We start from the raw sequence: 17,484 nt of genomic DNA, 5'->3' as shown, positions 1-17,484 counted from the left end.
GTCAGAGTTCCATTTTTAAACCGATGGTATATGTCTTGGGAATGGGCAGGCCATAACCATTGTCAAAACCGTTGTAATCCACCAGTTCCGGATCACCGCCGGTATAAGGCGTGAGGGTGAACAGGTTGCTGGCGGTGCCGTAAAGGGTGAGGCGGTTCAGGGTGCCGTTCTTCTTCCACCATTTTGCCTGTGTCATATCATACTGCAGGGAAAGGTTGCGCAGTTTGAGAAAGGAGCCGTTCTCCAGGAACAGGTCCTGGTCCGTACGGTACGGCACTACGGTGCTCCAGGGATTATACAGGGGGTATTGGTCGTAATTGCCCGCTTTTGTCCAGAACGTGATCTCCTTTACCGCATTCATGTCTATCATCCCTTCCCTGTTCACGAAATCCAGCCGGTTGGCCATTTCATGATTCATGATCTTGCGGCCGAGTGTATAATAAAAAGCAAATCCGAGGGTGAAGCCGCGCCAGCTCACGTCGCTGTTAAAGCCGCCTGCGAAAACCGGCAATGCATGCCCCATGAGCCGCTTATCCTGGTCGTCGATCATGTAATCGCCATTCAGGTCTTCCCACTTCGGATCTCCGGCGATCACCGGGATACCTTTATAGTTCAGGGGCTTTTGTGTAACCGGGTCCACCGGCACATCCGCATCGCGGTTATAAATGCCGTTGTTCTGCAATAGCCAGTACTGATCGATGGAATAGCCCACTTTCAGCAGCCTGGTGCCGTTGGCGACAGCCAGTTCCTGCAATCCATCCGGCAAGGCAAGCAGGGTGTTGCGATTGTAATTCGCGTTCACACCTGCCACCCACCGTACCTTGTAATTATCCGGCAAAACGGACAGCTGTGCGGAGAGGTCAATGCCCCTGTTGCGCACTTTCATGCCGTTCTTGTATTGCAGGCTGTAGCCATATTCCGCTGAGAAGGGAATGCCCAGCAGCATATTCTTGTCCACCCGGTCATAAGCAGCAAGGGAAATGCTGAGCCTGTTCTGCAGGAAACCTGCATCAGCGCCGATTTCAAGCTGATCTGTATAAGGCCATTTGATACCATAGCCAATATAGCCCGAGGTATATGCCCGGCTCATGCCCGGGAAGCCGTTGTAGGAAAAACGGACAGGGTTATTGCTGAAGGAAAGGTCCGAAGTATATTGCGGGCCTTCTCCGAAACGGTCGTCCGGCAGCAGCCTCCCTACTCTTCCCCAGCTGGCGCCGAGCCGGAGATGACTGATGCCCGGATGATCTTCCAGCCAAAGCTGTTTCGCATTCAGGCCGGCGGCAAAGGTCGGCGCAAACATCCACCAGTTGTCCGGCTGTGCGCTGGAAGATCCGTCAGCCCTCAATAACAGGGAAAAGTCCAGCAGGTCCCTATATTTATAAACACCTCGCCCGTAGAAGGACAACAGGCGGTGACGATGCTGGTCCATGAACATATAGGTCAATTCATGCCGGAAAGATTTCGGGCGGTATTTATTGTCATCGTTCGCGGAATGCAACAGGTTCACACGGATCAGGTCATTCGGCCCCTTGTAAGCATAAGCGTAGCTGTAGCGGTTGTAATCCGACTGGAACACCTGCCCTGCTTCAACGGTCAGGTCATGCGCTTTTTTCCACTGGTGACGGAAGGTGAGGGTATTGTCGAAGAATACCCGCTGATTGTAACCGAAATAATTGGACACATAATTCACCGTTTCCAGCAGGGTGCTGGGGTAGAACAGATCGCGCAGCCCTTCGTTATAATCAAAGCCGAAAGCGGAGTTGAAGCGGAACTTGTCAGAAAAACGGACATCCATCTTGAAGTATCCGTTCACTTCATTGAGCTTGTTCTCGTCGAACGATTTCGTGTATTCGTTCAGGAAACGGCCGTAATACTCTTTGTTTGGCGGCAGCGGATTGCTCAGATCAGGCATATACTGCATTTCCGCGAAACGGTCCCGCAGCGAGGTATTGCGTGTTCGCTCCAGGCGGGTGCCGTTGATCAGGGCCGATATGGTAAGTCCGCGGACAGGCACCATATTGATCTTGAACAGGGCGTTATAGCGGTCCAGGCGGGCGCCGTCAGCGGAGTTGTTGGTTTTGCGGTTACCGGCGGCAAACATGAAATTCGCACGTTCCGTACCACTGGAGAGGCTGGCATTCACGCCGTACACCGGTCTGTTCCGGAAATAAAGATCAGACCAGTTGGAGGGCCCGTAATACGCGTTGTTCGTAGAGTCGCGCAGGTACAAAGGGTAATTCTGCAACTGGTCCGTATTCGCATATTTATCGTAGAACGGCTGGCGGAAATCGTTCTCGAATTTTGCGTTGGTTGTAAACGTAGACGGCCTTTGCACCATGCCGAAATACGTATTGAAAGTGATTCTCCGCTTGCCCATGACCGGAGCTTTGGTGGTAATGAGTATCACACCGCCGTTCGCAGCACGTGGACCATACAGCGCGGCCCTGCCGAAATCCTTTACCACTTCGATGGACGAGATATTGTCCGGATCGATCGATGAAAGAATATTGGTAGCCGGCCCGATCCTGTTGTAATCATACAGCTGGATATCAAATGCAAAGGGGTGATCCATGATCATCGGGATGCCATCGAGTATTACTGTGGGCTGCGCTTCATAGATATCCCGGCTGCTGATCATCGGGATGGCGGTGCCCCTGATGAACATGCTCATATTACTGCCGGGTTCGCCGCTCGGCTCCTGTACATATACACCGGCGGCGTTGCCTTTCACCAGTTGCTGTAATGATGTGTATGGATAAATGTTTTCCCTTTCCAGTATCAGCGTATCCGCTTTTCTGAAAACCGTTTCCGCTTTCAATGGCGGAACGGAATCCTGCAGGATATGCAGCCCGGTGGCCCCGGCGGAGTGGGCATGGGATAGGCAATACATCAGCAGGCACGTGATGTTGATCCGTACAAATGAACACATAAGTATATATTTTTTAGAGGCAGGAAATACACTGCCCTGCAGCGATGGTTACACTGTCAAGTCCGTGGAAAAAATAAAATAATGTGAAAAGTATCCGTTAACCTTCAGCTATCTAGTTAGGCCTAAATCGATTTAGCAATTAGCTTACAGTTTAGCGGGATCTTTCATAGTGTTTCGCATACTATCGTTTTTAAGAATTTGGGAATTTTATCAGTCCATCATTTTGTCAAGTGATTTCAGAAACATAACGTGTTACATGCGTGCGGCTTTACATTTACTCTGGGTTTCTGATCTTTGGTTGAACGTATTTTGTACATTTATTAAACCAAATATAGAGAGACTGGCGGTAATATTTTTACCATTTTTACCAGTAAATAGATAAACCCAACACCGAGATCAACACCTAAATAGCGCTAAAACAAGTATCATGATGCATGCAAATCGAGACAAAACGGATAATCCCAGAAAAATGCAGATAACAGGAACGAGCGTTCACCGGCCATATAATTCGTTTATTTGACGCTTTATTGATCAATTACATCCGATTACCCTTATGGCGAAAGCTGATACGCTTATCAGGCTTGTACACACCCTTAGCAAAGCTGAGAAACGATATTTCAGACTGTTTTCATCGCTGCAGCAGGGCGGCAAAGATTATGTCAAATTATTCGATCTGCTGGAGAGCAATATTTTCCCTCATGCTTCGGCAGCGCGGGAGGCATTTTCCCGCGCTCATCCGGCAGCGAACTACGAGGTCTGCAGCAAATATCTTTACAAGGTGATCATGGATTGCCTGCTTCATCTTCGCCTGCAAAGCAACAGGCATGCAAACCTGGCAGGAAGCCTGATCAAAACGGAGATACTTTTTGAACGATCGCTGCATGAAAAAGCGCAACATGAACTGCAACGCATCCGTCAGGCAGCTTCGCGCAGTGAAAAACACCTGCTCCTGCTGTCCGCCATGCAACTGGAGATGCAGGCGCTGCACATGCTGGATTTCGCAGAGATCAGCGAAAAGGACCTGCTGGCAAAACAATCGGCGATCAACGCAGTGATCGGTTCCATCCGGCATAATCACCAGCATCACAATCTCTACGAACTGCTCCGGTACCGCCTGCTGCACAAAGGCACGGTACGCACGGCAGAGCAAAAAGAGGCGCTGAATGATCTGCTGCTGCATGAGCTGGACCTGGTCGCCAAAATGCCGCCGGAAACACAGGAAAGCATCAAGACGCACCTGCTGTTCCAGGCCAACTATTTCCTGATCACCGGCAACTACCATGAGGCGTTAAAAACATTTCATGAATTGAACCATCTGCTGGAAACCCATGAAGAGATATGGGCCGATACACCGGCAGAGCATCTGTATGTCATAGAAGGGATACTGGATAGCTTGCGATCCACAGGACGGTATGAGGAACTGCATCTTTTCCTGGATAAGATCCGCCACTTCAAAAGCGAGGCGCTTTACATAGAAGTAATGGTCCACCGCCTGTTGTTCATTTACGAAACGGCCAGTTATATCGATCGAGGGGATTTCGGGCATGCGCTGGCGTTGCAGCCGGATTACGGTCAGGTGTTATTCGGTAATATGCATTTGCTGGACAGCGGCAAACAGGCGGAGATACATCTTTACCTGGCGCTTGTGCATCTGGGCAATGAAGATTCCAACAGCGCCTATGCGGCCCTGGAGCAGGTGCTGCAGCATACCGGCACTTACAGCCATCTGCCCATTTTCCGTACGTTCAAACTCATTCACCTGTTGCTTCACTACGAAATGAGCAACTTCGAATACATCCGGTACGAGACCAGGGCCTTTCGCCGGCATCTGCAGGCAGACAGCAAACGCTCCCACCTGCTGGAAAAAACGGTGATCCGTTTTCTGCGGCAGGGAGAGCTGTCTACCGTGATGGCCAACCGTATGGCAATGTGGAAAAAGATCAGCCAGGAGTTCGACAAGATCCGGGAATCACGCTACGAAATGCAGCTGATGAAGCTGTTCGATTTCTCTGCATGGATCGAGGCGAAGCTGAAAAAACTGCCGCTGCGGGAGATACTCCAGGAGAAGTACCAGCAAGCCCATGGCGGTGGTGCTACCTGATCTCGAAAACATGCGTCCCTGCCGCTACTTTCACTTCCTTCCCTGCCAGCTTTCCTTTGAGGTAAGCGTTCGGCACATCGAAGCGTACGGTGGCAGTTGAGTTGGCCGGAATCGTTATCGTGTAGTCTATAGCGTTACCCCGCTTCTTCCAGGAGGTAATGATCTTGCCGTTCGGACCGGTGTGCTCCGCTTCAAAGTGGTCCAGCCCCGCAACAAAATGCGGCTCCAGGATCACATTGCGGAAACCGGGTTGCGCTTCGTCAGGGTGAATACCACCCAGGCCTTTGTAGAGCCAGGCGCCGATCTCCCCGAACATGATGTGATTGCGGGACATATCGCGGGTAGCGGTAATGTCCCAGTTCTCATACAGCGTTGTAGCCCCGTTGACGATCCACCAGCCCCAGGATGGGAAATCTTCCTGGCTGGCTACCCTGTAAGCTACATCGGCATAACCGTTCTCGCTGAGTGCGTTCAGGATCGCCTTTGTGCCCAGCAGGCCTACATCCAGGTGAAAATTGTCCTGCTCTACCCTTTTTGCCAGGTTTGCGGCTACCGTGGCTTTCATGTTTTCCGGCACCAGCCCCCAGAAAAGCGCTACGCTCAGCTCCGTCTGCAGCCCCTTGCTGTAGATGCCTGTTTGCGGATCGAGGTATTTGTCGTTAAACGCCTTGCGGATCTTTTGCGCCAATGCGTTATACTTCGTATAGTCGTCAGTTTTACCCAGCAGCTTCGCTGTTTTTGCCAGGATAGTGGCGTCTGTATAATAGTACGCGGTTGACGTGAACTCCACAGGGGATTTGGATTTCACCGGCACCCAGTCTCCCAGCCCCCAGCTGGTGAGGCCGGAGGGATACAGATCATCGATATGGTCCACATACCTTTTGATGTTATCATAACAGGCAGCCAGCAGGCTGGTGTCTCCGTAAAAAAGATAGATATTCCAGGGGATGATGGCGATGGTACTGGTCCAGTCCGGCCCGTTGCCCCATTCGTAGCCCCAGCCACCGGTGGGAATGATAGAGGGCAGTACGCCATTGGGCTGTTGCTCGTCACGATGGTCCGCCAGCCATTTTTCGTACACGGTAATACCATCGAAACTGTAAAGCCCGGTCTCCACGGCAATCTGCCCATCCCCGGTCCAACCGTTCTTTTCGCGTTGGGGGCAATCCGTCGGATAGCCGAAGAGGTTAGAGAGGTATGCATTATTGGTGGCGGTCCATATCTTGTCGATCACCGGATTGGAAGAACTGATCCTGCCCACCGGCGGTACCGCGCTATGCATGAAATACCCGGTCAGGCTTTCTTTCTTCAGCTGCACAGGCTTGCTGCTGACCACTTCCACATACTGAAAGCCCTTGTAGTTGAACCGGGGCATGAACGTTTCCTCACCATTTCCGCTGAGGATGAAAATATCCGTCTGAAAAGGATCTTTATCATCCGTGGGGCGGTAATGCACATCGATATTGGAAAGATCGGCACGGCCGTTCTTGTGTAACTGTTCCGCATGTACGAGACGGATCACGGTGCCGGAATCTCCGCGCACGGTGAGTTTGCTCACCCCGGAGATGTTCCGGCCCAGGTCGAATACATACAATGAATCGCTGAATTTATTGACCGTCTTCACGCGGATGGCTTCCACGTTCTCCACGGGATGCATGGCCTGCGCTACGATGTTGGTGGAAGGCGCGGCGCGCAGCAGCACATTCTTCCATTTGCCGTCATCGAACCTTACGGTGTTCCATCCCGGTTGCTCCAGGCGGGCATCATAATGTTCCGCGGTGTATATGCTGTTGAAGATCACTGGCCCGAGAGCTGTTTTCCAATCCTTTCCGGTGGTGATGGTTTCCACGGAGCCATCTGCATAAGTGACGCGGAGATCGAGGCAGAAGGTGGGCCTTGCGCGCCAGGGCGCTTTATCGAAATACCATACGGCGGTAGACTGGTGATTGTACCATCCGTTGCCGAGCATCACGCCAATGGCGTTAGCGCCCTGTTTGAGCTGGCTGGTCACATCATAGGTCACGTACAGCGTACGGCGATCGAAGCGGGTGTACATCGGGTCCAGCCGGTGATTACCTATCCTGTCGCCATTGATATACAACTCATACAGCCCGCCAACGGCAATGTATGCCCGCGCGCTGCTGATCTTTTTTCCGGCGCGGAACACTTTGCGAAAAAGCCCGGCAGGCTTCGCATGCACATCATTCAGATCGCTTACCCACGCTCCTTTCCAGTTGTCTATTTCCATCATGCCGGTCTCGAAGCTGGACGCAGCGGAATGTTTTTTTCCATCCTTGTCCCATACATCCACCCGCCAGTAATACCTGGTGAACGGCTGGAGCGCAGGTCCCTGGTACACGGCGATGTTATTTTGGGATGCGGACCTGGGAGATTTCCAGCCCTTGTCCAGCGCAGATGAATCCACGGAAACGAATAACTGGTAAGCGGTTTGCTTTGCACCCGGACGATCATCCGCGATATACCAGGTAAAACGCGGATGCCTGGCATCGATGCCCAGCGGCCTTTCGAGGTATTCACATTTCAGGCCGGCGGGAGCGCCGGGTGTTGCGGCGATGGCCGAAGGCAGAGATATCCATACGTACATCACCAGGAATGCGCTGATCAACTTCATGCTAAATCGATTGAGTTATGGCTTGTAAAATAGGGAATCTAAAAACACGAAATGCAAAAAATCACCGCCGGGCAGGACGGTGCAGGATGGTGAATGTGGATGAAAGCGGATATAAGCTGATGAGAGGATCAGGGGTCAGGAGAACGCGGCGTTTATCTGAAACAAGCATAAGTGATGCGCAATAAAATAAAACGCCTTCACCTTTACCTGGATGGAATGGAGCAGATCAGGCGGCCCTCGGGCCATAAAAAAGGCCGGTTAAAGAACCGGCCCCGTCAGCTGTCTTGAAATCTCTGAAGTTTATCTGGCTTGTTGAGATATTGCTGCACGGATCGTTTTCTTTTGTGAAAACGTTCTGCCATAACGATCCTTCACACGCACTTCAATCACATGTTCTCCCGCTTTCAGATTGGCAGGGATATTCCCTGTCCACAGGTGCGTACTTTCGGAAGGATTACCGGGGCGGCGGCCCGGCATCAGCTCTTCCGCCTGATCCCACTTGTTCAGCAGGTTCAGGTAGGCAGGATCGAAAGCTTCCTGGAAATTCATCATCTTCCATTTACCATTATCTATGCGATATTCCAGTGTGTCATGGTGACTGCCCATGAAGAAATTGGCGTAGATAAGTGCGGATGTGCGCTTCTGCGCGGGCACTACTTTCGGTACATAGATCTCTATCTGGTAATCCGCCGGTTTACCGGCCACTTTGTAATCGATCACGTACTGGTTGCCGGTAAAACGGAGGTAGGCGTAACCTTTCGGCGTACCGTCCCGCATCGTGGAAACAGGAACGCCCTGTTCATTCAGCTCACCGGAATACCAGTCACCGGAGGTGGTGCCGGCATTGTATTCATGATGCGGCTTCGCTCCTTTCCAGCCCTGCGCATCGGTAAAGAAACGCTGGTTCTGGATGTGCGTGTGGGCAGAGAGGTTCAAGGTATAGGGATAATCTTTCAGGAGATCAAATAACTGCTGGCGGTCCTCATCACGGAAGGAGTCGCCTTCTTCCCAGATGGGGATATGAAATGCCAGTACAATGAGTTTGTCTTTCGGCACAAATTTCAGGTCGTTGGCTACGAATGCCAGCTGATCCGGGCGAAGGCCACCCCAATAACCCTTTTCATCGCGGGGGTCCGGATAAAGGATATCATCCAGCACGATAAAATGGACCTGGCCCTGGTTGAATGCGTAGTTGGCGGGGCCGAAATGCGCTTCGTAGGTTTCATCGGAGAGGGAATCCGTTTTGGCGTCGAAGTTCATATCATGATTGCCCATCAGGTTATACCAGGGAATACCGATCTTTTTCAATGCGTCAATATAGGGATTGAACAGTGAGAGGTCATTCCCTACGAGATCTCCCAGGCTGAGCCCGAAGCTTACGCCCTGCTTGCCTTCTACTTCTTTCACCACACCTCGGTAGAAATAATCCATTTCAGCAAGGTTGTAGGCCTGGGGATCACCGAAGATCAGGGCAGTGAAGTTCTCTTCCTCCTGATAGGGCGTCAGTCCGAAATCTACTGAAGCCGGCAGCGGACCGGTTGCGGCCGAGCCCTTGAATTCCAGCGCCGGGGAGCCTTGCGGCTTATGAATGTAATAGAATGCGGGGAGATTGTTCTGGTCAACCGGCGTTTTGTAGCCGGAGGGTTTTATCACGAACAGGATGTTGTCATTCCCCAAAGGCAGGGTGTATTGCCCCTTGCTGTCCGTCTGTGCCACATCCGTTCCATTGGATACCGATACGCCCTGGATACCTTTTTCCTTCCTGTCCTTTTTGCCATTGGCATTCCTGTCTTCATACACATAACCTTTTACCATGCCTTGCGACATAGCAGCCATCGTAATGATGAGCAGGCATGCGAGCAGCGAGAGTCTTTTCATTTACCGGATAATTTTTAAAGTTCGATGCCCAAAATTAGCAGGTTCAGGCCAGCAATGGAATTAATAAAATATTAAGTTTAAAACACCGTTACAGGAAAGATTAAGCCGTAATGCTTAAATTTGCAACAATTTATAATTAATCGTTATACCTAAATCAAGGAGAGATACCTGTCAATGATCTTTCAAAAACTGTTTCAACATCCAGTATGGCTCAAACTCATCGGCAATGAAAAGGATTTTCCGGATGAAGAGCACCGGGCATTCAACGCCATCAGTGTATTTACGCTGATCGTACTGACAGCCCTGCTGCCGTTCAATCTTTTTCTCCGCCTGTATCATATGGCCCTGCTGATAACCCTGCTGATCATCTTCCAGGTTATATTGTACTATCTCTCCCGCTTCCGTGGCCGGATGGCAATAGGCATGAATATCTACGCCGCCATCAGTTACCTCACCCTGATCTTCACATATTTCTTCAACTCCGGCAGCAACGGGCCTGCATTGTACCTGTTCTTTCTGACCCTGATGCTCCTGGTCACGTTTACGCCTAAACGGCAGCATCTTTTATGGCTGGCGCTGCATGCCTTGACAGGCGCAGCAATGCTGTATATTGAATATTTCCACCCGGGCATTGTCTATGATCCTTATACATCGCCACGGCACCGGTTCATGGATATCGTCTCCACATACATTATCTGTCTTTTACTGGTACTGCTGCTCACAAAATACCTGCAGAACATCTACCAGCGGGAAAAAGCGAAGGCTAACCGTATTACGGATGCCCTGATCATCAAGAACAGGGAACTGGAAGAGATGCACCGGGAAAAGGACAGGATATTCTCCATCATCTCGCATGACCTGAAGAAACCGCTGGATTCCATTATCAGTTATATGCAGATGATGGAACAATACAGTTTTGGCGAGCAGGAAAGGCGGGTGCTGGAAGAAAGGCTGCTAACCCTCTCCCGGCATACAAGCGACCTGCTGACCAATCTGCTCTCCTGGTCAAGAGCGCAGATGGAAGGAGAACAGACGCGGCTTGGCCCGGTGCAGGTACGCGGGATCGTGGAAAAGGAAATAATGCAACAAATGGTCATTGCGGACAGGAAATCGATCCGGCTGGAGCAGCATATCGACCCGGAGTTATACGTAATGGCCGATACCAACCTGTTGCAGCTGGTCATGCGCAACCTGGTAGGCAATGCTATAAAATTCACGCAGCCAGGCGGGCTGGTGGAAGTAAAGGCCTACAGGAACAATGAAGAGGGGTGCATCCTGGTAAGAGATAATGGTATAGGGATACCGGAATCCCTGCATGCCGGGCAGTTTCAGGCCCTGAGCCAGCATGCGCGGTATGGTACCGCCAACGAAAAAGGCACAGGTGTAGGGCTGTTCCTCTGCAAACAATGCATCGAATTACAACAGGGCCGCATCTGGTTCGACAGTATTGCCGGCGCAGGCACCACCTTTTATATAGCCTTGCCTGCGGCGCAACCGGACAAGGGCCAGATCCCGTAATACGTTTATTGTTTGATCCACATTTTCAGTACAAGGTCATCTGAACGATGCACCATCCGGTAAGAAGGCGGCACCTCATCTTCCAGGCTGTGAAAAGTCACCAGCCTTGTGCCGCGCGGCCTTTTATCCAGCGCCATATAGAGATACCGGGAATAATAGGTATAGAGTGAAGCGGAATAGGCGATCTCATGATCGATACGATCCTGCTGATCGATGTTCTCGAAAAAGGAATTGTAGAAATAGAAATTATCGTACGCATCCAGATCGATATGCGTAAAATTATCGTGAATGAAATGTACGTTTGGCAGGCCGATGCTCTTTTTCGCATTCACGGCATAGTTGTAGAGGCTTTCTCTTTGTTCCACGCCGTGGAACTGCACTTCGGGGAACAACTGTGCCCCGGCGATGCAGAACTTCCCGACGCCGCTGCCGATATCCAGTATCCTGTTCCCCTGCCCATCCGCAAGGAAGGCGGCTGCTTTTTCCGCGATCACCACCGGGGACCAGTGGCGGCGGGACAGGCGCTGGATGTGTTCAGGGTAATAAAGGTCAAATAGTGTATCCGTCAGGCTCTTGATACGCGGATTATACATTTTTCTTCCGGATTATCTTTTTGTAATCATCGGGCTGCAACAGCTCTTCCATGCTTTTATCCTGGAATTTCAGCGGCGTGATGAAGAATATCCATCCCTGATCTTCCGGGCTCTTGATAACAAGGTCGGGGTTCTCCTGCAGTTTGGCGTTCGGGCCAAGGAGTTTGCAGGTTACCGGAGCATGCACCAGTATCTCCCGGTCGCCGGAAATGATGCTGGCCACAAGGGCGCCACGCTCAAAAGTGCCTTTATGACGGGCCCAGGTAATCCGGTCGATCTTCCGTACGCCTGATAATTTGAAAGCGGAAACCCCAACAAAACCAACGGTACCATTAAAGTCTACCCACTCATGATCTTTCGTAAAATGTATGCGTGGTCTTATATTTGTTGATATATTCATGACGCAAAGGTAACTTTATGCTGCTTAACAAGCATTGAAAAATATCAATTTCCCATTACTATCGCCCATGAGCCTTGCCGGACTGTTCCCGATCGACAAGTGGAACTTCAAATCACAATCCATTTTCACCAACCTGCCGGAAGCAGAATCCGCGCAGTTGCGGAAACACATGACAGAACAACCATATACGAAAGGCAGTGTGCTTTTCCGCGAGGGTGCTGTACCTGAGGGCATTTACTTTGTCCGGGAAGGCAAAGTCAAAAAATTCAAGGCAGACCGCGAAGGCCGGGAACAGATCATTTATGTGGCCAATGCCGGGGAATTGCTGGGCTATCATGCCATTCTGGCCGAAGAACGGTACCCGGACTCTGCGGTGGCGCTGGAAGACAGCCTGATCGCTTTTATCCCTAAAGCGGACTTCCTGTTAACCCTGCAGCAATCCGCTCTCCTTTCCAGACGGCTGTTACAGACCCTCAGCCATGAATTTGCCGTGCTGTCCAACAGCATTTCCGTATTTGCACACCGTTCCGTCAGGGAGCGCCTCGCCATTGCCCTGATCGTGCTGCGGGAAAAGTACAAGGAACCCGGCGTTCCGGCGGAAGAAACCAGCATCAATATCTCCCGGGACGATCTGGCGAACATTGTAGGCACCGCCAAGGAAAATGTAGTACGGTTCCTGAAAGAGTTCAAACTGGCCGGCATCCTCTATACCTCCGGCCGGCAGATCTTCATCCGGGATGTAAAACAGCTGATCAGCATCTCCAATTACGGCAACCGGTGAAAACTGCCGGATAACTGGTCAACAGCCGCCTGATGGGCCACGGCGCCCGCTGACCAGCGCCACGCCACCACATGCCCCGGATGTTACAATCGCCTTTGCGTTCGGGAATCAGCTTCCCCCTAGTGCACGGTACAGCGACACCAACCCCTGGTACACCTCTCTCCTGGAGGTGATCAGCGCCAGCTCGGCCTCCAGCACGCTTTTCTGCGCCGTGATCACTTCCAGATAGGATGCATACCCGGTAGAGAATAGTGTATTGGCGGTAGACACAGCGCCTTGCAAAACCGCTACTTCCTTGCTTTTCAGCCGGTAAGCCTGCTGCTGGTTCTCAACACCTGCCAGCGCCGTTGCGATCTCCTGGTACCCATTCACAATGGCCTGCCGGTAAGCATAGAAAGCGGACATGGTGGCCGCTGAAGAGATATTGAACTGTGCCTTCAGTTGCCTTTTGTTGAAGACGGGAGCAGTAAGGCCGCCCGCAACGCCCCATGCCATAGAGGCCGGCGTCCTGAACAGCAGGCCTGCTTTGAAGGCGTTGAAACCAGCATATGGCGTCAACGTAAGGGAGGGCAGAAAAGCAGCCCTTGCCGCGTCTATATCCGCCTGCCCCGCACGGAGCTCCAGCTCCGCCTGCAGCACATCCGGCCGCTGTAACAGCAGGCCTGCCGGTATCCCTTTGTTCACGATATCGGGCAATACAGCTGTAACGCGGCGGGTGATGGGCACCGGCAAACGGCCGATCAGTGCATTCAGCTGGTTTTCCAGCCGGGCGATCTCCTGCTTTACATGAAAGGCCAGCCCCTGTGTGCTCAGCAATTGGGCGGTGAACTGCTGCACCGCCAGCTCGGTAGCCCTTCCCCCCGCTTTCTGGATATTCACCGTGGCTACCGCACTTTCCTGGAGCGTGATGTTACGCCGGATAATGGCCAGTTCCTGGTCCAACGCTACCAGCTCGTAATACATTCCCGCAATGCCGGCCACAACCTGCGTTCTCAGCAGGCGCTGCCCTTCACGGGAGGCAAGAAAGCGGCTGTACGCGGCCTTTTTCCGGCTTTTCAGCTTGCCCCACAGATCGATCTCCCAGGAGCTTCTGAGGCCGATGAAATAATCAGGCACCTTGTCCGGGATACGCTGGTCCTTGTCAATATTCGGAGAAAGGTTGGTATCAAAATTACCTACCCCATTCATCGTATAATCACCATATCGCTCCACACCTGCTGAAACCGCCAGATCTACCGAAGGCTGCCAGGCGCTTTTGGCCCCCAGCAGGTTCGCCTCCGCCGCGGCTATACGTTGAGCGGCCGACAGCAGGTCATTATTGCGCCGCAAAGCGGTATCTATCAATGCCCGAAGGTGCGGATCGCTGAATATCTGCTCAAAGCCTGAAAGCGATAATGTGTCTCCTTCCGGCTGCGGCAAAGCTGTTGTGTCCGGCAGTGTCAGCGGCCGGGGCAGGCTGCACGCGCTGAGTCCGGCGATCATCAGGGTCAATATCCCTGTACGTATATTATTCATTCGTGTAGGCTTTAAATTCAACATTCTTCTTCCTCGTCATCGATGCAAACAGCACATACAGCCCCGGGATCACCAGTACGCCGAAAAGCGTGCCGATGAACATGCCTCCCGCGGCGGCGGTACCGATGGAACGATTCCCCAGCGCACCCGCTCCACTGGCCAGGCAAAGAGGGATCAAACCGGCAATAAAGGCAAATGAGGTCATGAGGATCGGCCGTAATCTGGACACCGCCCCTTCCCTTGCAGCCTTCAGCACCGATGCCCCCTGCGTATTCCGGAGGATCGCAAATTCCACGATCAGGATGGCATTTTTGCCAAGCAAACCGATCAGCATAACCAGCGCCACCTGCGCATAGATGTTGTTTTCAAGTCCCAGCAGCTTCAAAGACAGGAAAGCCCCGAAGATCCCGGCCGGCAACGACAGGATCACCGGCAAGGGCAACAGCAGGCTTTCATACTGCGCCGCCAGCAACAGGTAAACAAATAACAGGCAGATACCGAAGATGAAAATGGCCTGATTCCCTGATGCGATCTGCTCCCGCGTCATCCCGCTCCACTCATAGGAAAAGCCGCGGGGCAGCTCTTTTTCCGCCACCTCTTCTACCGCGCGGATCGCATCCCCGCTGCTGTAGCCCGGCGAAGCATCGCCATTGATCATGGCCGCTGTGTACATATTGTAACGGGTGAGCTGCTCGGGACCATACACCCGCTCCAGCTGGATGAAGTCGGCATAAGACACCATCTCTCCCTGATCATTCTTCACATGCAGCAGCAGCAAGTCCTCCGGTTTCGTACGGTATTGCGGCAGGGCCTGTACCATGACTTTATACATCTGCCCGAAGCGGATAAAATTGGAAGCGTAATAGCTGCCCAGCAGGGTCTGCAGGTTACGCATGGCATTTTCTATGCTTACCCCCTTCTTGGCCGCCATCGCCTGGTCCACATGGATCAGGTATTGCGGGAACTCCGCATCGAAACTGGTGAAAGCGCCGCTGACCTCCGGGCGGTCGTTCAATGCTTCAATGAACTGGTTGGTGATGCGGGCCGTCTGTACAAGGTCTCCGCTGCCGCTCCGGTCCAGCAACCGCAGCTCAAAGCCGCTGGAATTGCCGAAACCCGGTACCGTTGGCGGCGGAAAGAACTCGATCGAAGCATCTGATATCTCCCGCGTTTCCTTTTGCAGCCTGGCGATCATCGTATTTACATCCGCCTCGCGTTCGTCCCAGGATTTGAGATTTACCATGGCCATACCATATGATGCTCCGGCCACTTCGTTTACCAGGCTGTAACCGGCAAGCGTGGAAATAGATTCCACTTCCCCGAACTGCGAAGCGATCTCCTCCACCTGGTCCAGCACGTCCTCCGTACGTTCCAGTGTAGCGCCCGGCGGTGTGGTAACGTTTACGTAGATCATGCCCTGATCCTCCGTCGGGATAAAACCGGATGGCAGGACAGCGCTGATGCCCCAGGTAGCGGCGAAAAAGAAAAGGAGACACGTTAAGGTGATCAGCCGCCGGCCGGCGATCAAGCCGACAAATTTCGCATACCCTCTTTCCGTGGCATTATAGCCGCGGTTGAAGCCGTTAAAGAAACGCTGTAACAATCCGCGTTTTCTTTTGCCGCCATCGTGTTTCAGCATGATAGCGCAAAGCGCGGGCGTAAGCGTAACCGCATTGATCCCGGATATCACAATAGCGACAGCCAGCGTGAGGGAGAACTGACGGTAGAATACCCCTGCAGGGCCGGATAGAAATGCAACAGGAACAAACACAGCGGACATTACCAGCGTAATGGCCACCAATGCGCCGCTGATCTCCCGCATCGCTGCCAGGGTGGCCTGCATCGGAGGCATATGCTCCTCGGTCATCTTCACATGCACAGCTTCCACCACCACAATGGCGTTATCCACCACAATGCCGATAGCCAGTACCAGGGCAAAGAGCGTAAGCAGATTGATAGAGAAGCCCATCACCTGCATAAATGCCAGTGTTCCGATCAGTGCTACCGGAACGGCCAGCGCGGGGATCAGTGTGGACCGGAAATCCTGCAGGAAGATGAACACCACGATGAACACCAGCAGAAAGGCTTCAATAAGCGTATGGATCACTTCCGATATGGATGCATCCAGGAAACGTGATACATCGTAATTGAAATTGTAGGTCATGCCGGGCGGGAAGGAAACCTCCTTCATCTCCTCCATCTTCGCTTTTACAGCATTGATCACATCCCGGGCATTGGAACCAGGGCGCTGTTTCAGCATGATGGACGCTGATGGTTTGCCATCCGTTTTGGATACCATGCTGTAGGTCAGGGAACCGAATTCCACATCGGCCACATCCCGAAGATGCAGCACAGCGCCATCGTTCCCCGCACGCAGCACGATCTGCCGGTATTGCTCCGGCTCAAAGAATTTCCCGGTATACCGCAGCACATACTGCAGCATCAGCGGGTTCTTGCCGGAGCTTTCGCCCGTCTTTCCCGGCGCGGCCTCGATGTTCTGGCGGCGGATCGCTTCAATGACCTCATCCGCGGAAACATTGTAGGCCAGCATCCGGTCCGGCTTCAACCAAATGCGCATGGCATATTCCTTGGCGCCCATGATCTCGGCACGGCCGACCCCGTCAATCCGCTTCAATTCCTGCAACACCGTGATATCGGCAAAATTGTAAATGAACTGCTCGTCCAGCGAAGTGTCTTCGCTCATGATATTCAGGTAAAGGAGCATGCTGTTCACTTCTTTCTCGGTAGTCACCCCGCTTTTGATCACCTCTTCGGGCAACTCATCGATAATGGTAGCCACCCGGTTCTGCACGTTGACTGCAGCCTGATCAGGATCGGTTTCCACATTGAAATTGACCGTTATAACGGTGATACCGTCATTGCTGGATACAGAGGACATATAGGTCATGCCCGGCACGCCGTTGATCGCCCGCTCCAGTGGCGTAGCTACCGCTTTGGCGCATACTTCCGCATTGGCGCCGGTATAACGTGCCGTTACAGTAACCGATGGCGGCACAATGTCCGGGAACTGGGTCACCGGCAGGGTAAACAATGCCAGGAGCCCTATCAATACAATAATAAGAGATATGACCAGTGATAACACCGGCCTTTTTATAAAAGTGTCAAACATGTTCTTG

General features: G+C 52.4%; 10 protein-coding genes. 3 read left to right on the top strand and 7 right to left on the bottom strand.

Going from position 1 to position 17,484, the window contains the following annotated elements; genetic code table 11:
* Position 1: 1 nt before the first annotated feature.
* The gene (locus FW415_RS15395) at positions 2 to 2,929 is read right to left on the bottom strand and encodes a SusC/RagA family TonB-linked outer membrane protein (protein ID WP_148386663.1); all 2,928 of its coding nucleotides are present in this window, start codon (positions 2,927 to 2,929) and stop codon (positions 2 to 4) included.
* Between the two features lie 553 nt (positions 2,930 to 3,482).
* Here FW415_RS15395 and FW415_RS15390 point away from each other — a divergent pair.
* Positions 3,483 to 5,030: a hypothetical protein gene (locus FW415_RS15390; RefSeq protein WP_148386659.1), complete on the top strand. Its 1,548-nt coding sequence runs from the start codon at positions 3,483 to 3,485 to the stop codon at positions 5,028 to 5,030.
* On the opposite strand, the gene FW415_RS15385 is transcribed toward FW415_RS15390, so the two are convergent.
* Positions 5,023 to 7,662, bottom strand: coding sequence for an alpha-L-rhamnosidase (locus FW415_RS15385; protein WP_148386656.1), 2,640 nt, complete (start codon positions 7,660 to 7,662; stop codon positions 5,023 to 5,025). The two genes, FW415_RS15390 and FW415_RS15385, sit on opposite strands and share 8 nt — an antisense overlap.
* Positions 7,663 to 7,962: 300 nt before the next feature.
* Positions 7,963 to 9,540 carry a calcineurin-like phosphoesterase family protein gene (locus FW415_RS15380; protein ID WP_148386653.1) on the bottom strand — a complete coding sequence of 526 codons (1,578 nt, stop codon included), beginning with the start codon at positions 9,538 to 9,540 and terminating at the stop codon, positions 7,963 to 7,965.
* A 174-nt stretch (positions 9,541 to 9,714) separates the two neighbouring features.
* On the opposite strand from FW415_RS15380, the gene FW415_RS15375 reads away from it, so the two are divergent.
* A complete protein-coding gene (locus FW415_RS15375) occupies positions 9,715 to 11,058 on the top strand; it encodes a sensor histidine kinase KdpD (protein WP_148386649.1) in 1,344 nt (447 codons plus the stop codon).
* A gap of 5 nt (positions 11,059 to 11,063) precedes the next feature.
* On the opposite strand, the gene FW415_RS15370 is transcribed toward FW415_RS15375, so the two are convergent.
* Together FW415_RS15370 and FW415_RS15365 are read right to left on the bottom strand one after the other, a co-directional pair.
* Positions 11,064 to 11,651, bottom strand: coding sequence for a methyltransferase domain-containing protein (locus FW415_RS15370; protein ID WP_148386646.1), 588 nt, complete (start codon positions 11,649 to 11,651; stop codon positions 11,064 to 11,066).
* Entirely contained in the window at positions 11,644 to 12,051 is a 408-nt protein-coding gene (locus tag FW415_RS15365) for a hypothetical protein (RefSeq protein ID WP_148386643.1), read from the bottom strand. The genes FW415_RS15370 and FW415_RS15365 overlap by 8 nt, the downstream gene beginning before the upstream one ends.
* Before the next feature lie 67 nt (positions 12,052 to 12,118).
* Between FW415_RS15365 and FW415_RS15360 the strand changes: the two genes are divergently transcribed.
* A complete protein-coding gene (locus tag FW415_RS15360) occupies positions 12,119 to 12,832 on the top strand; it encodes a Crp/Fnr family transcriptional regulator (RefSeq protein ID WP_148386639.1) in 714 nt (237 codons plus the stop codon).
* A 108-nt stretch (positions 12,833 to 12,940) separates the two neighbouring features.
* On the opposite strand, the gene FW415_RS15355 is transcribed toward FW415_RS15360, so the two are convergent.
* Positions 12,941 to 14,347, bottom strand: coding sequence for an efflux transporter outer membrane subunit (locus tag FW415_RS15355; protein WP_148386634.1), 1,407 nt, complete (start codon positions 14,345 to 14,347; stop codon positions 12,941 to 12,943).
* Positions 14,340 to 17,477: an efflux RND transporter permease subunit gene (locus FW415_RS15350; RefSeq protein ID WP_148386631.1), complete on the bottom strand. Its 3,138-nt coding sequence runs from the start codon at positions 17,475 to 17,477 to the stop codon at positions 14,340 to 14,342. The genes FW415_RS15355 and FW415_RS15350 overlap by 8 nt, the downstream gene beginning before the upstream one ends.
* Positions 17,478 to 17,484: the final 7 nt, after the last annotated feature.

Origin of the sequence: Chitinophaga sp. XS-30, assembly GCF_008086345.1 — a bacterium.
In the GTDB taxonomy this organism is placed as follows: domain Bacteria; phylum Bacteroidota; class Bacteroidia; order Chitinophagales; family Chitinophagaceae; genus Chitinophaga.
This window is presented reverse-complemented; position numbering and strand designations above follow the sequence as displayed.

Bases quoted from the DNA above. Each gene is read 5' to 3' on its own strand.
- FW415_RS15395 (WP_148386663.1), bottom strand. From the start codon at position 2,929: ATGTGTTCATTTGTACGGATCAACATCACGTGCCTGCTGATGTATTGC.
- FW415_RS15390 (WP_148386659.1), top strand. From the start codon at position 3,483: ATGGCGAAAGCTGATACGCTTATCAGGCTTGTACACACCCTTAGCAAA.
- FW415_RS15385 (WP_148386656.1), bottom strand. From the start codon at position 7,662: ATGAAGTTGATCAGCGCATTCCTGGTGATGTACGTATGGATATCTCTG.
- FW415_RS15380 (WP_148386653.1), bottom strand. From the start codon at position 9,540: ATGAAAAGACTCTCGCTGCTCGCATGCCTGCTCATCATTACGATGGCT.
- FW415_RS15375 (WP_148386649.1), top strand. From the start codon at position 9,715: ATGATCTTTCAAAAACTGTTTCAACATCCAGTATGGCTCAAACTCATC.
- FW415_RS15370 (WP_148386646.1), bottom strand. From the start codon at position 11,651: ATGTATAATCCGCGTATCAAGAGCCTGACGGATACACTATTTGACCTT.
- FW415_RS15365 (WP_148386643.1), bottom strand. From the start codon at position 12,051: ATGAATATATCAACAAATATAAGACCACGCATACATTTTACGAAAGAT.
- FW415_RS15360 (WP_148386639.1), top strand. From the start codon at position 12,119: ATGAGCCTTGCCGGACTGTTCCCGATCGACAAGTGGAACTTCAAATCA.
- FW415_RS15355 (WP_148386634.1), bottom strand. From the start codon at position 14,347: ATGAATAATATACGTACAGGGATATTGACCCTGATGATCGCCGGACTC.
- FW415_RS15350 (WP_148386631.1), bottom strand. From the start codon at position 17,477: ATGTTTGACACTTTTATAAAAAGGCCGGTGTTATCACTGGTCATATCT.